This window comes from Streptomyces sp. NBC_01689, assembly GCF_036250675.1.
In the GTDB taxonomy this organism is placed as follows: domain Bacteria; phylum Actinomycetota; class Actinomycetes; order Streptomycetales; family Streptomycetaceae; genus Streptomyces.
In genome coordinates, this window is record NZ_CP109592.1 from 7,019,827 (window position 1) to 7,035,643 (window position 15,817).

General features: G+C 71.7%; 13 protein-coding genes. 8 read left to right on the forward strand and 5 right to left on the reverse strand.

Going from position 1 to position 15,817, the window contains the following annotated elements; translation table 11 throughout:
* Positions 1 to 128 precede the first annotated feature (128 nt).
* Entirely contained in the window at positions 129 to 3,668 is a 3,540-nt protein-coding gene (gene dnaE / locus OG776_RS29965; protein WP_148013552.1) for a DNA polymerase III subunit alpha, read from the forward strand.
* A 105-nt stretch (positions 3,669 to 3,773) separates the two neighbouring features.
* Here dnaE and OG776_RS29970 read toward each other — a convergent pair whose 3' ends face one another.
* Positions 3,774 to 3,950, reverse strand: coding sequence for a hypothetical protein (locus OG776_RS29970; protein WP_187285986.1), 177 nt, complete (start codon positions 3,948 to 3,950; stop codon positions 3,774 to 3,776).
* Between the two features lie 229 nt (positions 3,951 to 4,179).
* On the opposite strand from OG776_RS29970, the gene OG776_RS29975 reads away from it, so the two are divergent.
* From OG776_RS29975 to OG776_RS29990, 4 genes are all read left to right on the forward strand, one after another.
* Positions 4,180 to 5,397 carry an NYN domain-containing protein gene (locus tag OG776_RS29975; RefSeq protein WP_329322822.1) on the forward strand — a complete coding sequence of 406 codons (1,218 nt, stop codon included), beginning with the start codon at positions 4,180 to 4,182 and terminating at the stop codon, positions 5,395 to 5,397.
* A gap of 296 nt (positions 5,398 to 5,693) precedes the next feature.
* The gene (locus tag OG776_RS29980) at positions 5,694 to 6,665 is read left to right on the forward strand and encodes an ABC transporter ATP-binding protein (RefSeq protein ID WP_148014092.1); all 972 of its coding nucleotides are present in this window, start codon (positions 5,694 to 5,696) and stop codon (positions 6,663 to 6,665) included.
* Between the two features lie 136 nt (positions 6,666 to 6,801).
* Positions 6,802 to 7,623, forward strand: a complete 822-nt coding sequence (locus OG776_RS29985; protein ID WP_148013551.1) for an ABC transporter permease — start codon at positions 6,802 to 6,804, stop codon at positions 7,621 to 7,623.
* Between the two features lie 34 nt (positions 7,624 to 7,657).
* Entirely contained in the window at positions 7,658 to 8,320 is a 663-nt protein-coding gene (locus OG776_RS29990) for an AAA family ATPase (protein ID WP_148013550.1), read from the forward strand.
* A gap of 195 nt (positions 8,321 to 8,515) precedes the next feature.
* Here the strand turns inward: OG776_RS29990 and ybaK are convergent, their stop codons facing one another.
* From ybaK to OG776_RS30010, 4 genes are all read right to left on the reverse strand, one after another.
* A complete protein-coding gene (gene ybaK / locus OG776_RS29995) occupies positions 8,516 to 9,019 on the reverse strand; it encodes a Cys-tRNA(Pro) deacylase (protein WP_148013549.1) in 504 nt (167 codons plus the stop codon).
* A gap of 26 nt (positions 9,020 to 9,045) precedes the next feature.
* The gene (locus OG776_RS30000; protein WP_148013548.1) at positions 9,046 to 9,786 is read right to left on the reverse strand and encodes an LON peptidase substrate-binding domain-containing protein; all 741 of its coding nucleotides are present in this window, start codon (positions 9,784 to 9,786) and stop codon (positions 9,046 to 9,048) included.
* A gap of 11 nt (positions 9,787 to 9,797) precedes the next feature.
* Entirely contained in the window at positions 9,798 to 10,817 is a 1,020-nt protein-coding gene (locus tag OG776_RS30005) for a hypothetical protein (RefSeq protein ID WP_148013547.1), read from the reverse strand.
* Positions 10,818 to 11,006: 189 nt separating this feature from the next.
* Positions 11,007 to 12,587, reverse strand: a complete 1,581-nt coding sequence (locus tag OG776_RS30010; protein WP_148013546.1) for an oxidoreductase — start codon at positions 12,585 to 12,587, stop codon at positions 11,007 to 11,009.
* A 174-nt stretch (positions 12,588 to 12,761) separates the two neighbouring features.
* Here OG776_RS30010 and hisD point away from each other — a divergent pair, with 174 nt between their 5' ends.
* The 3 genes from hisD to hisB are packed head-to-tail and all read left to right on the forward strand — an operon-like array spanning position 12,762 to position 15,804.
* Positions 12,762 to 14,111 (forward strand): histidinol dehydrogenase, encoded by a 1,350-nt coding sequence (gene hisD, locus OG776_RS30015; RefSeq protein WP_148013545.1) that lies wholly within the window; start codon positions 12,762 to 12,764, stop codon positions 14,109 to 14,111.
* The gene (locus OG776_RS30020; protein WP_148013544.1) at positions 14,108 to 15,214 is read left to right on the forward strand and encodes a histidinol-phosphate transaminase; all 1,107 of its coding nucleotides are present in this window, start codon (positions 14,108 to 14,110) and stop codon (positions 15,212 to 15,214) included. The genes hisD and OG776_RS30020 overlap by 4 nt, the downstream gene beginning before the upstream one ends.
* On the forward strand, positions 15,211 to 15,804 hold the full coding sequence (hisB, locus tag OG776_RS30025) for an imidazoleglycerol-phosphate dehydratase HisB (RefSeq protein WP_148013543.1): 594 nt from the start codon (positions 15,211 to 15,213) through the stop codon (positions 15,802 to 15,804). Before OG776_RS30020 ends, hisB begins: the two co-directional genes overlap by 4 nt.
* Positions 15,805 to 15,817: the final 13 nt, after the last annotated feature.

Genomic DNA, 15,817 nt, shown 5'->3' on the forward strand with positions numbered 1-15,817 from the left:
GTCACCCGGCCGCCGCCGCCCCCGGACCCCTCGCGCCGCGGTGTCCGTCCCGGGTGTCAGTCGCGCGTCATAGACTTCGTCGCTGTCCCCCGGACTGTCACCGATCGTTCTTCTTGGAGGCCGAAGCCGTGTCGAAGCCGCCGTTCACGCACCTGCACGTCCACACCCAGTACTCGCTGCTGGACGGTGCCGCGCGGCTCAAGGACATGTTCGACGCCTGCAACGAGATGGGCATGACGCACATCGCCATGAGCGACCACGGCAACCTGCACGGGGCCTACGACTTCTTCCACACGGCGAAGAAGGCGGGCGTCACGCCGATCATCGGCATCGAGGCGTACGTCGCCCCGGAGTCCCGGCGCAACAAGCGCAAGATCCAGTGGGGCCAGCCGCACCAGAAGCGCGACGACGTCTCCGGGTCCGGCGGTTACACCCACAAGACGATCTGGGCGGCGAACCGGACGGGACTGCACAACCTCTTCAAGCTCTCCTCGGACGCGTACGCGGAGGGCTGGCTCCAGAAGTGGCCCCGGATGGACAAGGAGACCATCTCCCAGTGGTCGGAGGGGCTCATCGCCTCCACCGGCTGCCCCTCCGGCGAGCTCCAGACCCGGCTGCGTCTCGGCCAGTTCGACGAGGCCCTGAAGTCGGCCGCGGAGTACCAGGACATCTTCGGCAAGGACCGCTACTTCCTGGAGCTGATGGACCACGGCATCGAGATCGAGCGCCGGGTCCGCGACGGTCTCCTGGAGATCGGCAAGAAGCTCGGCATCCCGCCCCTGGTGACGAACGACTCGCACTACACGTACGCGCACGAGGCCACCGCGCACGACGCCCTGCTCTGCATCCAGACCGGCAAGAACCTCTCCGACCCGGACCGCTTCCGCTTCGACGGCACCGGCTACTACCTGAAGACGACGGACGAGATGTACGCCGTCGACTCCTCGGACGCCTGGCAGGAGGGCTGCGCCAACACCCTCCTGGTGGCCGAGCAGATCGACACGACCGGCATGTTCGAGGCGAAGAACCTCATGCCGAAGTTCGACATCCCCGACGGCTTCACCGAGGTCACCTGGTTCCAGGAGGAGGTCCGCCTCGGCATGGAGCGCCGCTTCCCGGGCGGTGTCCCCGACGACCGCCAGAAGCAGGCCGAGTACGAGATGGACGTCATCATCCAGATGGGGTTCCCGGGGTACTTCCTCGTCGTCGCCGACTTCATCATGTGGGCCAAGAAGCAGGGCATCGCGGTGGGCCCGGGCCGTGGCTCCGCGGCCGGCTCGATCGTCGCCTACGCCATGGGCATCACGGACCTCGACCCGATCCCGCACGGACTGATCTTCGAGCGGTTCCTCAACCCCGAGCGCGTCTCCATGCCCGACGTCGACATCGACTTCGACGAGCGTCGGCGCGTCGAGGTGATCAGGTACGTGACCGAGAAGTACGGCGCCGACAAGGTCGCCATGATCGGCACCTACGGCAAGATCAAGGCGAAGAACGCCATCAAGGACTCCGCGCGCGTGCTGGGCTACCCGTACGCGATGGGCGACCGCCTCACCAAGGCGATGCCCGCCGACGTCCTCGGCAAGGGCATCGACCTGAACGGCATCACCGACTCCTCGCACCCGCGCTACAGCGAGGCGGGCGAGATCCGGGCGATGTACGAGAACGAGCCGGACGTGAAGAAGGTCATCGACACCGCCAAGGGCGTCGAGGGACTGGTCCGGCAGATGGGCGTGCACGCCGCCGGCGTCATCATGTCCAGCGAGCCCATCGTCGACCACGCGCCGGTCTGGGTGCGGCACACGGACGGCGTGACCATCACGCAGTGGGACTACCCGCAGTGCGAGTCGCTCGGCCTGCTGAAGATGGACTTCCTCGGCCTGCGCAACCTGACGATCATGGACGACGCCGTCAAGATGGTGAAGTCCAACAAGGGCGTCGACCTGGACCTGCTGGCGCTCCCGCTCGACGACCCGAAGACCTTCGAACTGCTCCAGCGCGGCGAGACCCTCGGCGTCTTCCAGTTCGACGGCGGCCCCATGCGCTCCCTGCTGCGCCTGATGAAGCCGGACAACTTCGAGGACATCTCCGCCGTCTCGGCGCTCTACCGTCCCGGCCCGATGGGCATGGACTCGCACACGAACTACGCGCTCCGCAAGAACAAGCTCCAGGAGATCACCCCGATCCACAAGGAGCTGGAGGAGCCCCTCCAGGAGGTCCTGGCGGTCACCTACGGCCTGATCGTCTACCAGGAGCAGGTGCAGAAGGCGGCCCAGATCATCGCGGGGTACTCGCTCGGCGAGGCCGACATCCTGCGCCGCGTCATGGGCAAGAAGAAGCCCGACGAACTGGCGAAGAACTTCGTGCTGTTCCAGAAGGGCGCCCGGGACAAGGGCTACAGCGACGAGGCGATCCAGGCCCTGTGGGACGTGCTGGTCCCCTTCGCCGGCTACGCGTTCAACAAGGCGCACTCCGCCGCGTACGGCCTGGTCTCCTACTGGACCGCCTACCTGAAGGCGAACCACCCGGCCGAGTACATGGCCGGTCTGCTCACCTCGGTCAAGGACGACAAGGACAAGTCCGCGATCTACCTCAACGAGTGCCGGCGCATGGGCATCAAGGTGCTCCCGCCCAACGTCAACGAGTCCGAGCAGAACTTCGCCGCCCAGGGCGACGACGTGATCCTCTTCGGCCTCTCCGCCGTGCGCAACGTCGGCACGAACGTCGTCGAGTCGATCATCAAGAGCCGCAAGGCCAAGGGGAAGTACGCCTCCTTCCCCGACTACCTCGACAAGGTCGAGGCCGTCGCCTGCAACAAGCGCACCACGGAATCGCTGATCAAGGCCGGCGCGTTCGACACCATGGGGCACACCCGCAAGGGGCTCACCGCGCAGTTCGAGCCGATGATCGACAACGTGGTGCAGGTCAAGCGCAAGGAGGCCGAGGGCCAGTTCGACCTCTTCGGCGGCATGGGCGACGAGGACGCCGGCGAGCCCGGCTTCGGACTCGACGTCGAGTTCACCACCGACGAGTGGGACAAGGCCTACCTGCTCGCCCAGGAGCGGGAGATGCTCGGCCTGTACGTCTCCGACCACCCGCTCTTCGGTCTGGAGCACGTGCTCTCCGACAAGGCCGACGCGGGCATCTCCCAGCTCACCGGCGGCGAGCACGCGGACGGCGCCGTGGTCACCATCGGCGGCATCATCTCCGGCCTGCAGCGCAAGATGACCAAGCAGGGCAACGCCTGGGCGATCGCCACCGTGGAGGATCTCGCGGGCTCCATCGAGTGCATGTTCTTCCCTGCGACCTACCAGCTGGTGTCGACCCAACTCGTCGAGGACGCGGTCGTCTTCGTCAAGGGACGCCTCGACAAGCGCGAGGACGTGCCGCGTCTGGTCGCGATGGAGCTGCAGGTCCCGGACCTGTCCAACGCCGGCACCAACGCGCCGGTGATCCTGACCATCCCGGCCCTGAAGGTCACTCCGCCGATGGTCAGCAGGCTCGGGGAGATCCTCAGCCACCACAAGGGCGAGAGCGAGGTGCGCATCCGCCTCCAGGGCCCGCGCAAGACCACCGTCCTGCGGCTCGACCGGCACCGGGTGAAGCCCGACCCCGCCCTCTTCGGCGACCTGAAGGTCCTGTTGGGCCCGTCCTGCCTGGCGGGCTGAGACCGGCGGGACGGCCGGCGGGGACAGAGGTACGCGAGGGGCGCATCCACGAACGGATGCGCCCCTCGGTGTGTGCCGGGGCCTCAACGGCCCTTACGCGCGGCCTCAGTTGTGGCCGAAACGCTTCTGGTGCTTGCGGGCTACGTCCGCGGGACTGCCCTGGCCCTGCGACATCGGCGTGTGCGCCTCCGTCGAGGAACGCTGCGCCTGCTCCTGCGCGCGTTCGGCCTGGGAGGAACGGTCCTGCTGGCTGCCCTGCTTGCGGTTCTTGTTCTTGGCCATGGTGATTGCCTCCTGTGGGGCCCGAGGGGTCAGGGCCGGAACCAGATTCACATAGCCTGACAAGCAGTGCATTTCGGAGAATTACCGTGCGTAATAAGCCCTGTCGGAACGTTGTCCCCCGAGACGCCACGCCGAAGATCGAGTTCGGGCCGTTAACCTCCGCGGCGTCGGGCAGACTCGAAGGAAGCCCGAAGCAAACCTCCCGGAAACCGGAAAGAGGGTGGACCCCGTGGACCGCTGCATCGTCTTGGTGGACGCCGGGTATCTGCTCGGTGCTGCCGCCAGCCTCCTGGCCGGGGAGCCCTCGAGATCCCGGATCACCGTCGACCACGGCGCCCTCATCCAGGGGCTGCGCGAGCGGGCCGAATCCGACACGGAGCGGCCCCTGCTGCGCATCTACTGGTTCGACGGCGCCCCCGACCGCGTACCGCAGCCGGAGCACCGCAGGCTCAGGGTGATGCCCCGGGTGACGGTACGCCTCGGCGCGCTCACCCGCAGTGACGGGCGCTGGGCACAGAAGGGCGTCGACGCCGCCATGCACGCCGAGCTCACCGAGCTCGCCCGCAACCGCGCCTGCTCCGACGTGGTCCTGGTGACCGGCGACGGGGATCTGCTGCCGGGCATGATGGCCGCCAAGGAGCACGGGGTCGCCGTGCACCTGTGGGCCGTGCAGGCCGCGGACGGGGACTACAACCAGTCCGAGGACCTGGTCGCCGAGGCCGACGAGCGCCGCGTGCTGGACCGGGCCTGGATCACCAAGGCCGTCCGGGCCAAGGAGATCGGCGGGATCTGCGCCCCGCCGCCCGCGCCGCGTCCCGAGATCGCGGCGATCCTCTCCGCGCCGCTGCCCGACCCCTCGCTGGCCGGCTCCGCCGAGCGCCCCGCCCAGGACGTGGAGCACGGGTCGGCCGCCGAGTCGCAGAACGGCGCTGAGGAGCGCGTTCCCGCCCCCAAGGGCGTCCCCACCCCCAAGGACCTCGCCGCACTGCGCGCGCCCGGTGTCCAGGCCGTCCAGCCCCCCACCAGCGCCACCCTGCGCTGGTCCTCCGACAAGGGGTGGATCGAGCGGCCGGGCGGCACCGCGGAGTCCGCCGAGGCCGCCGCGCTGCCCACGCTCGCCCAGCTCACCTCCGCCGAGCAGCGCTGGGCCGACCGGGAGGAGGACATCACCACCGTCGGCGGCGACCCGTACGAGGTCGGACAGGTCTTCGCGCGCCGCTGGATGGGGCGGCTCACGGACCAGAGCCATCTGCAGAAGCTGTCCGCGATGTATCCGCGCGTCCCGCACCGCGTCGACGGCGAGCTGCTGCGCTACGCCGCGCGGTTCGGCCTGCTCGCGCACAAGGACGACCAGATCGACGAGCACGACCGGTATGCCATCCGGGCCGGTTTCTGGCGCGAGATCGACGTGCGCACGGCCGCGGAGCACGCTTCCGCCGGGGAGTGAACCGGGAAGCCGCCGCAACCCCGCCGGGCGTCCGCCGGCCCTCCGCCCGCCCCGCCGCCGCGGGTGCGCGGGGACGGGTCACCGGGTGGCCCGCACCCCGCCGGGAGGCCGCCGGGTCCGCGCCCGTGGCGGAGCCGGTCACGTGCACGTCGGGCTCGAGACCCGGTCCAGCACCGCTCGGGACCGGGCTGAGGCGAGGGACCCGAACGCATAACGGGGCATCGGACCCCGTAGGCTCGTCCTTCGTGAGTACGCGCACGGCACAGGCAGTCCGGAACGGACACGGGGGCGGTCTCGTGTGCGCCGTGCGCGGGCTGACCAAGACGTACCCCGCCGTCCGCGGACGGCGGGGCGCCCCCGGCACGCCCGAGGTGCGGGCCACGGACGGGGTGCGGCTGGACATCCGGCGCGGCGAGATCTTCGGACTGCTCGGACCGAACGGTGCCGGCAAGTCCACCCTGGTACGCCAGCTCACCGGGCTCATGCGGCCCGACAAGGGCAGCGTGGAGATCCTCGGGCACGACATCGTGCGCCATCCCGAGCGGGCGGCGCGGATCCTCGCCTACCTCGGACAGGAGTCCACGGCGCTCGACGAGCTGACCGTGTCGCTGGCTGCGGAGACGACCGCGCGGCTGCGCGGGCTGGAGCTGCGTGACGCACGGGCCGAGCGGGACGCCGTCCTCGACGAGCTGGGCCTGACCCCGCTGGCCTCCCGCCCCCTGAAGAAGCTGTCGGGCGGACAGCGCCGGCTGGCCTGTGTCGCCACCGCCCTGGTCGGGGAGCGGCCGCTGCTGGTCCTCGACGAGCCGACCACCGGCATGGACCCCGTCGCCCGGCGGGCCGTGTGGGCCGCCGTCGACCGGCGCCGGGCCGAGCGCGGCACGACCGTGCTGCTGGTCACCCACAACGTCATCGAGGCCGAGACCGTCCTCGACCGGGTCGCCGTCCTCGACCACGGCCGCGTCATCGCCTGCGACACCCCGGCCGGCCTGAAGGAGCGGGTCGCGGGCGAGGTCCGGGTCGAACTCGTCTGGCGGGAGAACGCCCCGCTGCACGTGCCCGAGGTCGCCGCGCTGCGCTCCCGGGCCGTCGAGTCGGGCCGCCGCTGGACCCTGCGGCTCGCCCCCGAGGAGGCCCGGGCGGCGGTCGCCACGGTCACCGGCGGCGCCGCCTTCGCCGCCCTCGACGACTTCACCCTGGCCACGCCGAGCCTGGAGGACGTGTACCTGGCGCTCGGCGGCGACACGCAGGGACTGGTGAAGGCATGAGCACGAGGGGCCTGGAATCCGTAGGGGAGTCCGTACGGACGGGGAGGGGCGTCATGGGCGTGCGCGACAGGGGCGACAAGGGCGACGGAGATGTCGGGGACAGGACGGCTGCCGGAGTGAAGAGGAGCAGCTCGACGTGAGTGTCGTACCCGCCGAGGTGCTGCCGGGCAGCGCGCTGTCCGTGGCCGAGGAGATCGGTGACGCCGTGGAACTGGGGCCGAGGGCCCGGCTGTGGCCCTCCCTCGCCGCCGTGTACCGGGCGCAGCTGTCCCGGGCACGGGTGGCCCGGATCCCGCTGCTGTTCGTGGCCACCTTCCAGTCCGTCGGGATCATGATCCTGATGCGGGGCGTGGTGGACGGCGGGGGCGAGGCACGGGCCGTGGTGGCCGGGGCGTCGGTCCTGGTGGTCGCCTTCGTCGCGCTGAACCTCCTCGCCCAGTACTTCGGGCACCTGCGGGCCGGCGGCGGCCTCGACCACTACGCCACGCTGCCGGTGCCCCCGGCGGCCGTGGTCCTCGGCGCGGCGGGCGCGTACGCGTCCTTCACCGTGCCCGGGACCGTCGCCACCGCCGTCTTCGGCTGTGTGCTCTTCGGGCTCCCGATGGCCCATCTGTGGGTGCTCGTCGCGGTGATCCCGCTGGCCGGCGCGGCGCTCGCCGGGCTGGGGGCGGCCCTCGGGCTGCTCGCGCCGCGGCCCGAACTCGCGACGCTGCTCGGGCAGCTCGGCATGTCCGCCGCGCTGCTGCTGGGGGTGCTGCCGGCCGACCGGCTGCCGACGGTCGTGCAGTACGGGCGTGACCTGCTGCCCTCGACGTACGGCGTCGAGGCGTTCGCGCGCACGTTCGGGCCGCATCCGGACTGGACCTTCGTCCTCGGTGATCTCGCCGTCTGCGCCGGTGTCGGGGTCGCCTCGCTGGCCGTGGCGACCTGGGCGTACCGCCGGGCGGCCGTCCGGTGACGCGGCCCGCGGCCGGGCCTGGCACGATGTCAGGGTGACCGCACCGCTGACTCCGCCTCCGCCGCCGCACCACCAGCCCTCGGACGACGCCCACGGGTGGCAGGCGCCGCCCGCCGGTGGCGCCGCCGGGCCCGCCGGGTACGGGAAGGACGGGCCCGGGACGAGGGCCGAACTGCTGGAGGCCGCCGTCGTCACGGTGGCGGTGGCGCTCGCGGGGGTGCTGCTCGGGGTGCTGTGGTGGTGGCTGGCGCCGCACGTGCCGCTGGTCGCGGACGACACCGCGGTGTACCTGAAGGACACCGAGGGGGAGCAGGCCATCGGGGTGGACGGGACGTTCACGCTGCTGGCGCTCGCGTTCGGGGTGGTCAGCGCGGCCGTGGTGTTCCTGGTGCGGCGGCGTGGGGGTGTGCCGCTGGTCGTCGGGCTCGCGGTCGGGGGGCTGCTCGGGTCGGTGCTCGCGTGGCGGCTCGGGGTGTATCTGGGGCCCACGCAGAACGTGGTCGCCCATGCGAAGGCCGTGGGCAAGGGGGTGACGTTCTCGGCGCCGTTGAAGCTGGGGGCGAAGGGGGCGTTGCTGGCCTGGTCGTTGGGGGCGCTGGTGGTGCATCTCGGGTTGACCGCGTTGTTCGGGCCGCGGGATCCGGATCCGTACGAGAGTCCGTACCCGGGGTTCCCGGCGGGGCCTCCGGCGAGCTGACGGCCTCCGCCGGGCGGGGGTTTTCGCCCCCGCCGCCCCTACCCGTCCCGTCCCCCGGGGCTCCGCCCCGGACCCCGCCAGGGGCGCTGCGCCCCCTGGACCCCCGCATCGCCCGAAGGGCTCGTCCTCGAACGCCGGACGGGCTGGAGATGCGCGCCCTCGCGCATCAGGCCCCGGGATGCGGACGGGGCCGGTTCAGTCCCGTGCGACCGGTGCGCGGACCGCGTTCGTGAGTGCGGCGAGGTCGTCGGGGGCCAGTTCGACCTCCAGGCCGCGCCGTCCCGCCGAGACACAGATCGTCTCGTGCAGCCGCGCGGACGCGTCCAGCACCGTACGGAGCCGCTTGCGCTGGCCGAGGGGTGAGATGCCGCCTCGGACGTACCCCGTGGTGCGTTCGGCGGCCGCCGGGTCGGCCATCGCGGCCCGCTTGCCGCCCACCGCGGTGGCCAGGGCCTTCAGGTCCAGGGAGCCGGCGACCGGGACCACCGCGACGACGAGGGCGCCGTCCACGTCCGCGACGAGGGTCTTGAAGACCCGGTCGGGGGAGACGCCCATCGCCTCGGCCGCCTCCTCGCCGTAGGAGGGGTGCGCGGGGTCGTGCTCGTAGGCGTGCACGGTGTACGGGACGCCCGCCGCCGTCAGGGCGACGGTCGCGGGCGTGCCGCCGGACTGCTGCTGTTTCTTCGGCTTCTTGGCCATCGGCCTTCCCGGATGCGCGAGGGGTGTCAGTTCAGGCTCGTGGGGCCGCGCGTCAGGTCCGACGCCGGCAACGACGGCAGGTTACGGATGATCGCGGTCTCCGCGCGCAGGAGTTTCAGCTCCTCGCGGAGGCGGGAGGCCGTGTCGGAGGCCTGGAGCAGCTGCTGTTTGGCCGGGATGTCGAGCATCGCGGCGGCCGCCACCAGGTACGAGACGACCGCCGGTTCGTCCGGGAGGTCGGCGCCCGTGGACAGGGACCGTTCGCGGGCGCCCGCGAGCCGCTTCTGATACTGGCGGAAGGCGCGGAGCACGCCCTCGGCGAGTGCGCCCGCCTCCTCACCGGGGTCCTCCGGCAGTTCCTCCAGCTCGGCCGTGAGGAACGCCCCGGAGGCCTCGACGGACAGCAGGCGGACCCGGGTGGTGCCGGTGGCCAGCACCTCGAAGCTGCCGTCGGCGCGCTCCCGGATGGTCGCGGCGTCCGCGATGCAGCCCACCTCGTGGAAGGCGAGGAAGGGGTTGTCGCCGAAGCCGGCCGCGGGTCCGCGGTCGGGTACGGCGGTCTGGTCCGGCATGCCGGGGCCGCTCGTCGCGACCTCGTGCCCGTCGCGGATCGCGACGACGGCGAACCGGCGCGGTTCGTCCTCGGGGGTCTTCAACAGATCGCGCATCATGGCGCGATAGCGCTCCTCGAAGATGTTCAGAGGAAGCACGAGCCCCGGGAACAGTACCGAGTTCAGCGGGAAGAGGGGGAGCCGGACGGTGGTCACGACGGGCAAGCCTAATGGTCGCCGGAGGGAGCGCGTCCGCCGTGCTCACTCCGTGGATGTACGGGCATGCGGGACGCGACCTCCAGACGGACCCCGTCGCGCAGTTCCAGGAACTGGCCGAGGGGGTCGTCCGAGACCCGGTCCCAGGGGAACGAGGTGGCGTAGGGGCCGATCAGACGGAGCTGTTCCAGGGCGTCCGTCCAGCGTTCCAGCCTGATCAGGACGTAGGTGAGCAGATTGCGGACCTCGGCGGGCCACGGATCGGCGGGTCCGTAGGCCGCCGAGACCGCGATGGCGAGGTCGGCCGCCGCGTCGAGCCGTTCGCGCCGCACCACGGCCCCGCCGCCCTCGGTGAGGAACGCGAAGGCGGCGCGCACCGGCAGGGCCTGCACCAGGGAGCCCGGCAGCGCGTCCTGGGCTGCCCGTTCGGCGAAGTCGAAGCACTCGCGGTGCGAGCCGTACCAGGCGGCCGAGAGGTACTTCAGGGCGGCGACGTGGCATCCGTAGTGGTGGGGGGAGCGGCGTACGGCCTCGCCCCACAACTTCTCGAACTCGGTGTGTCCGGCGTTGGTCCCCCGGGCGTGGTCGAGCGCGATCCGCCACGGCACCGGGTCGTGCGGGTCGCCCTCGGCCGCGGACGTGATGAGCGGGCCGACCTGCCGCAGCAGCTCGGCCCGCGCGGGCGACTCCCACCAGCGGCGCACCGCGAGTTCCGCCTTGACCAGGAGCGCGTCCGGGTCGTGCGGGGAGTCGCTCTGCCACTTCTCCAGCCACTCGCCACGACACCGCGCGAAGGCGGCGAGCCGCATCGTGTACCGGTCGCGGTTCTCCCACTCGGCGGCCTCGCGGGTGGTCGCGAGCAGCTTGGCCGTGGTGCCGTACTCGCCGCGGCCCGCGCCGACCAGGGCCGGGCCGAGCCGGTCGTCGGGGGCGTCCAGCAGCACCTCGTCGTCGGCGGGCAGGCCGGAGGCGAGACGGGGGGAGTTCCGGGCCATCCGGGCCGTGCGGATGAGCGCGCGCAGCAGTGCCATGGTGTCGACCATTGAAAGACGCAGGTCGGAGCTGTGCCAGAGGGGGCGCGGTGAAGCTTTCGTAACCGCTGATTGGTTGTACGCCGAACATTCAAGAATGGGCAAATAATGCCCGTTTCCCGGCTATTGAACCCTGGTCAACAGGAGCGGCCCCCGGCCCCGGCCCCGGCCAGGTTGGCCGCGATGCGGTCAGCTGCGCCTCAGCAGCCGTGTCGCCCCGGCCGCCACCGTCGTCGCCAGGATCCAGCCGAGCAGGATCACCACGGCGGCCAGCCACTGCCAGCCGCCGCGCAGCTGCCAGACGCCCACCTGTCCGAGGTCGATCACGGGCAGCAGCAGGTCCAGGGCGAACAGCGCCGCGTTCCAGGGCGGATGTCCGCCGTCGTCGACCGGCGGATGGCTCGCGTGCGAGAACGCGATCGACGTCGCCGCCCACAGCACCGCCATCCACAGGGCCGCACGGCCGGGCCGGTAGCCGTAGGCGACCGTCCAGTCCTGCGCGTACCCCCACAGCTTGGCCGCGAGCGGCAGCGTCTCGCGGCGGCGGCGCTGCTTGGCGAGCAGCACCTCGCGGGCGTCCTCGTCCTCGCCGGAGTCGCGCAGCACGGTGGCCAGCCGCTCGTACGGCTCCGGGCTGTACTCGGCGGTCGCCGCCGCCACCCACTCCAGCCGCCGCGTCAGCGGGAACGCGCCCTGGGGCACGAGGTTCTCGTAGCTGAAGCCGCCCATGTGCAGATTGCCCGGCCGGGGCCAGCTGTCCGCCCGGTCGACCAGATTGACGATCCGCGCGCCGGACAGGACGACCTTGCCCCGCTCGGGCCGCTCCCCGAGAAAGCGCAGTTCCGGTGTCTGCACCCGCAGCAGCGACAGCTCCTGGTCGTCGTCGAAGGTGAAGCGGGCCCGCTCGAAGTCGACCGCGTCTCCGAACCGCCCGTCGTCCAGCCGTATCCCGCCCCGGCACTCGAACCGCTGCACCAGCGTGCCGCGCGCCGGGGTGGTGCCGCTGGTCAGCCAGGGCGCTCCGACCGCCGCGGGTGTCATGTACAGCGTGCGGTTGACGGTCAGCTGGGGCGCGTTCAGGGCGAGCCGGGTGTACGGATTGCTCAGCCTGCTGCCGCGCAGGCTGAGGGAGACGCCGACGGTCGCGCCGCGCAGGCTCAGCTCGCCGTGCGACTCCAGCATCTCCGCCTGCAGGTCCTGCCCCACCGTCATCCCGTCGCCGGTGATCGAGCGGCCGCGCCGGTCCCGGTAGACCACGGCCTGGTTGAGCATCAGGTCGGTGCCGATGTGCGCGTCGGTCAGCCGTACGCCGTTGTGGAAGCGGCAGCGCGGCAGATGCAGGTCGCCCTCCGTGTGCACCCGGGCCGCCTCCAGGCGCGGCACCGAGCAGTCGACCAGGCGCACGGTCGTGAAGCGGGCCTCCGGCAGCAGGACCTCCTTCTCGAACCGGCAGCCCTTCAGCTCGACGTACGGCACCACGGTGCCGCCCGCGAGATCCAGGACGTCGCGGATCCGGACGCCGGTCAGCTTCAGCGAGGCGACCCGGCCCTGCAGGGCCGGCGGCCCGTCGAGCAGCAGCCACGCCACGATCCGTGCCCGCACGCTGCGCTCGGGACCCCAGGGGTGGCCGCCGTGCGGATCGTCCACGGCGGTGTCCCCGTCGCGCAGGTCGTACACGCTGCCGTTGCGGAAGGCCTGCCACATCCCGGCCTCGGCGGCGGTCAGTTCGTCCGGCAGGTCCCCGGCGCGGAGGCCGGCACCCTCGGTCACGGTGCTTCCCTTCCTCCCCAGCTACTCGCGGGTTTCGTACAACCGTTCATGCCCGCTGTGTGACAGGCCGAACGCTACTGGTGACGACGATGTACCGGGGGAGACACCGGTGGCTTGTATCAGTCATTGATACGGGCGACCGGCGCCTTATCTCGGTCTGAGAGAATTGCCCACGTGATCTCCCGAATCGATCTGCGCGGCGACGCCCTCCCCGAGGGCACCGCCCTGCGCGACCTGCTGCCCCGAGCCGACTTCGACGTATCGGCCGCCCTGGAGAAGGTGCGACCGATCTGCGAGGCCGTGCATCATCGGGGGGACGCGGCGCTGATCGACTATGCGGAGAAGTTCGACGGCGTTCGGCTGGAAGCCGTGCGGGTCCCGGCGCAGGCCCTCACGGACGCCCTGGAGCGCCTCGACCCGGCCGTCCGCGCGGCCCTGGAGGAGTCCATCCGCCGGGCCCGTCTCGTCCACCGCGCGCAGCGCCGCACCTCGCACACCACCCAGGTCGTCCAGGGCGGCTCGGTCACCGAGAAGTGGGTGCCCGTCGACCGCGTCGGTCTCTACGCGCCCGGCGGCCGGTCCGTATACCCCTCGTCCGTGATCATGAACGCGGTCCCGGCGCAGGAGGCCGGCGTGCCCTCCATGGCGCTCGCCTCCCCGCCGCAGAGCGAGTTCGACGGCCTCCCCCACCCGACGATCCTCGCCGCCTGCGCCCTCCTCGGCATCGACGAGGTGTACGCGGCGGGCGGCGCCCAGGCCGTCGCGATGTTCGCGTACGGCACCGAGTCCTGCGCGCCGGCCACCATGGTCACCGGCCCCGGCAACATCTGGGTCGCCGCCGCCAAGCGGTACTTCACCGGCCGGATCGGCATCGACACCGAGGCGGGACCCACCGAGATCGCCGTCCTCGCCGACGAGACCGCCGACCCGGTGCACGTCGCCGCCGACCTGATCAGCCAGGCCGAGCACGACCCGCTGGCCGCGGCCGTCCTGGTCACCGACTCGCCGGCCCTCGCGGACGCGGTCGAGAAGGAACTGGAACCGCAGATCGCGGCCACCAAGCACATCGACGACCGGATCGTCCCCGCCCTGACGGGCCGGCAGTCCGCGATCGTCCTGGTCGACGGCGTCGACGAGGGCCTGCGCGTCGTCGACGCCTACGGAGCCGAACACCTGGAGATCCAGACGGCCGACGCGGCGGCGGTCGCCGACCGGGTCAGGAACGCCGGAGCGATCTTCGTCGGCCCCTGGGCGCCCGTCTCCCTCGGCGACTACGCGGCGGGCTCCAACCACGTCCTGCCCACCGGCGGCTGCGCCTGCCACTCCTCGGGCCTGTCCGTGCAGTCGTTCCTGCGCGGCATCCACATCGTCGACTACACGCGCGACGCGCTCGCCGACGTCGCGCACCACGTGGTGACCCTCGCGGAGGCGGAGGACCTGCCCGCGCACGGCGCGGCGGTCAAAGCACGTTTCGCCGGAGACGAACGAGTCTCGCGCGGCTGGAAGGCGGCCGAGGGCGAGTGACCGGCATCGACGACCTCCCCGTACGGGACGAGCTGCGCGGCAAGTCCCCCTACGGCGCGCCCCAGCTCGACGTCGCCGTACGGCTGAACACCAACGAGAACCCCTACCCGCTGCCCGAACCCCTCGTCGAGCGGATCGCCGAGCGGGTGCGTGAGGCCGCCCGCGACCTCAACCGCTACCCCGACCGGGACGCGGTGCAGCTGCGCACCGAACTGGCCCGCTATCTCACGAGGACCGGCGGCCACCACGTCGGCGTCGAGAACGTCTGGGCGGCCAACGGCTCCAACGAGGTCATCCAGCAGCTGCTGCAGACCTTCGGCGGCCCCGGCCGGACGGCTATCGGCTTCGAGCCCTCGTACTCGATGCACGCGCTGATCGCGCGCGGCACCGGCACGGGCTGGATCGCGGGCCCGCGCGACGAGGACTTCACCATCGACCCCGTCGCCGCCGAGCGGGCCGTCGCGGAGCACCGCCCCGACGTCGTCTTCCTCACCACCCCCAACAACCCCACCGGCAACGCCCTGCCGAGCGACACGGTCCTCGCGCTGTACGAGGCCGCGCAGGCGGCCAAGCCGTCGATGGTGATCGTGGACGAGGCCTACGTCGAGTTCAGCCACGGCGCGTCGCTGCTGCCGCTGCTCGAAGGACGGCCGAATCTCGTCGTCTCGCGGACGATGTCGAAGGCGTTCGGCGCGGCCGGGCTGCGCCTGGGCTACCTCGCCGCGCACCCGGCGGTCGTCGACGCCGTACAGCTCGTACGGCTGCCCTACCACCTGTCGGCCGTCACCCAGGCCACGGCCCTGGCCGCCCTGGAGCACACCGACACCCTGCTCGCGTACGTGGAGCGGCTGAAGGCCGAGCGGGACCGGCTGGTCACCGAACTGCGCGCGATCGGGTACGAGGTGACCGAGTCGGACGCCAACTTCGTGCAGTTCGGCCGCTTCGCGGACGCCCACGACGCGTGGCGGAGGATCCTCGACCGGGGCGTCCTGGTCAGAGACAACGGCGTACCGGGCCGACTGCGGGTCTCCGCGGGCACCCCGGCCGAGAACGACGCGTTCCTGGACGCGGTCCGTGAGTTGAAGAAGGAGCAGAGCGCATGAGCCGCGTCGGAAGAGTGGAGCGCACCACCAAGGAGACGTCGGTCCTCGTCGAGATCGACCTCGACGGGTCCGGCCGGGTCGAGGTGTCGACGGGCGTCGGCTTCTACGACCACATGCTCGACCAGCTCGGCCGGCACGGTCTGTTCGACCTGACCGTGAAGACCGAGGGCGACCTGCACATCGACTCGCACCACACCATCGAGGACACCGCCCTCGCCCTGGGTGCCGCCTTCAAGCAGGCGCTCGGCGACAAGGTCGGCATCTACCGCTTCGGCAACTGCACGGTCCCGCTGGACGAGTCCCTCGCCCAGGTCACCGTCGACCTGTCCGGCCGCCCCTACCTCGTGCACACCGAGCCCGAGAACATGGCGCCGATGATCGGCGAGTACGACACGACGATGACCCGGCACATCCTGGAGTCCTTCGTCGCCCAGGCCCAGATCGCCCTGCACGTCCACGTGCCTTACGGACGCAACGCGCACCACATCGTGGAGTGCCAGTTCAAGGCGCTGGCCCGGGCGCTGCGCTACGCCTCCGAGCGCGACCCGCGCGCCGTCGGCATCCTCCCCTCCACCAAGGGCGCGCTGTGAGCGCCGCCCGCGC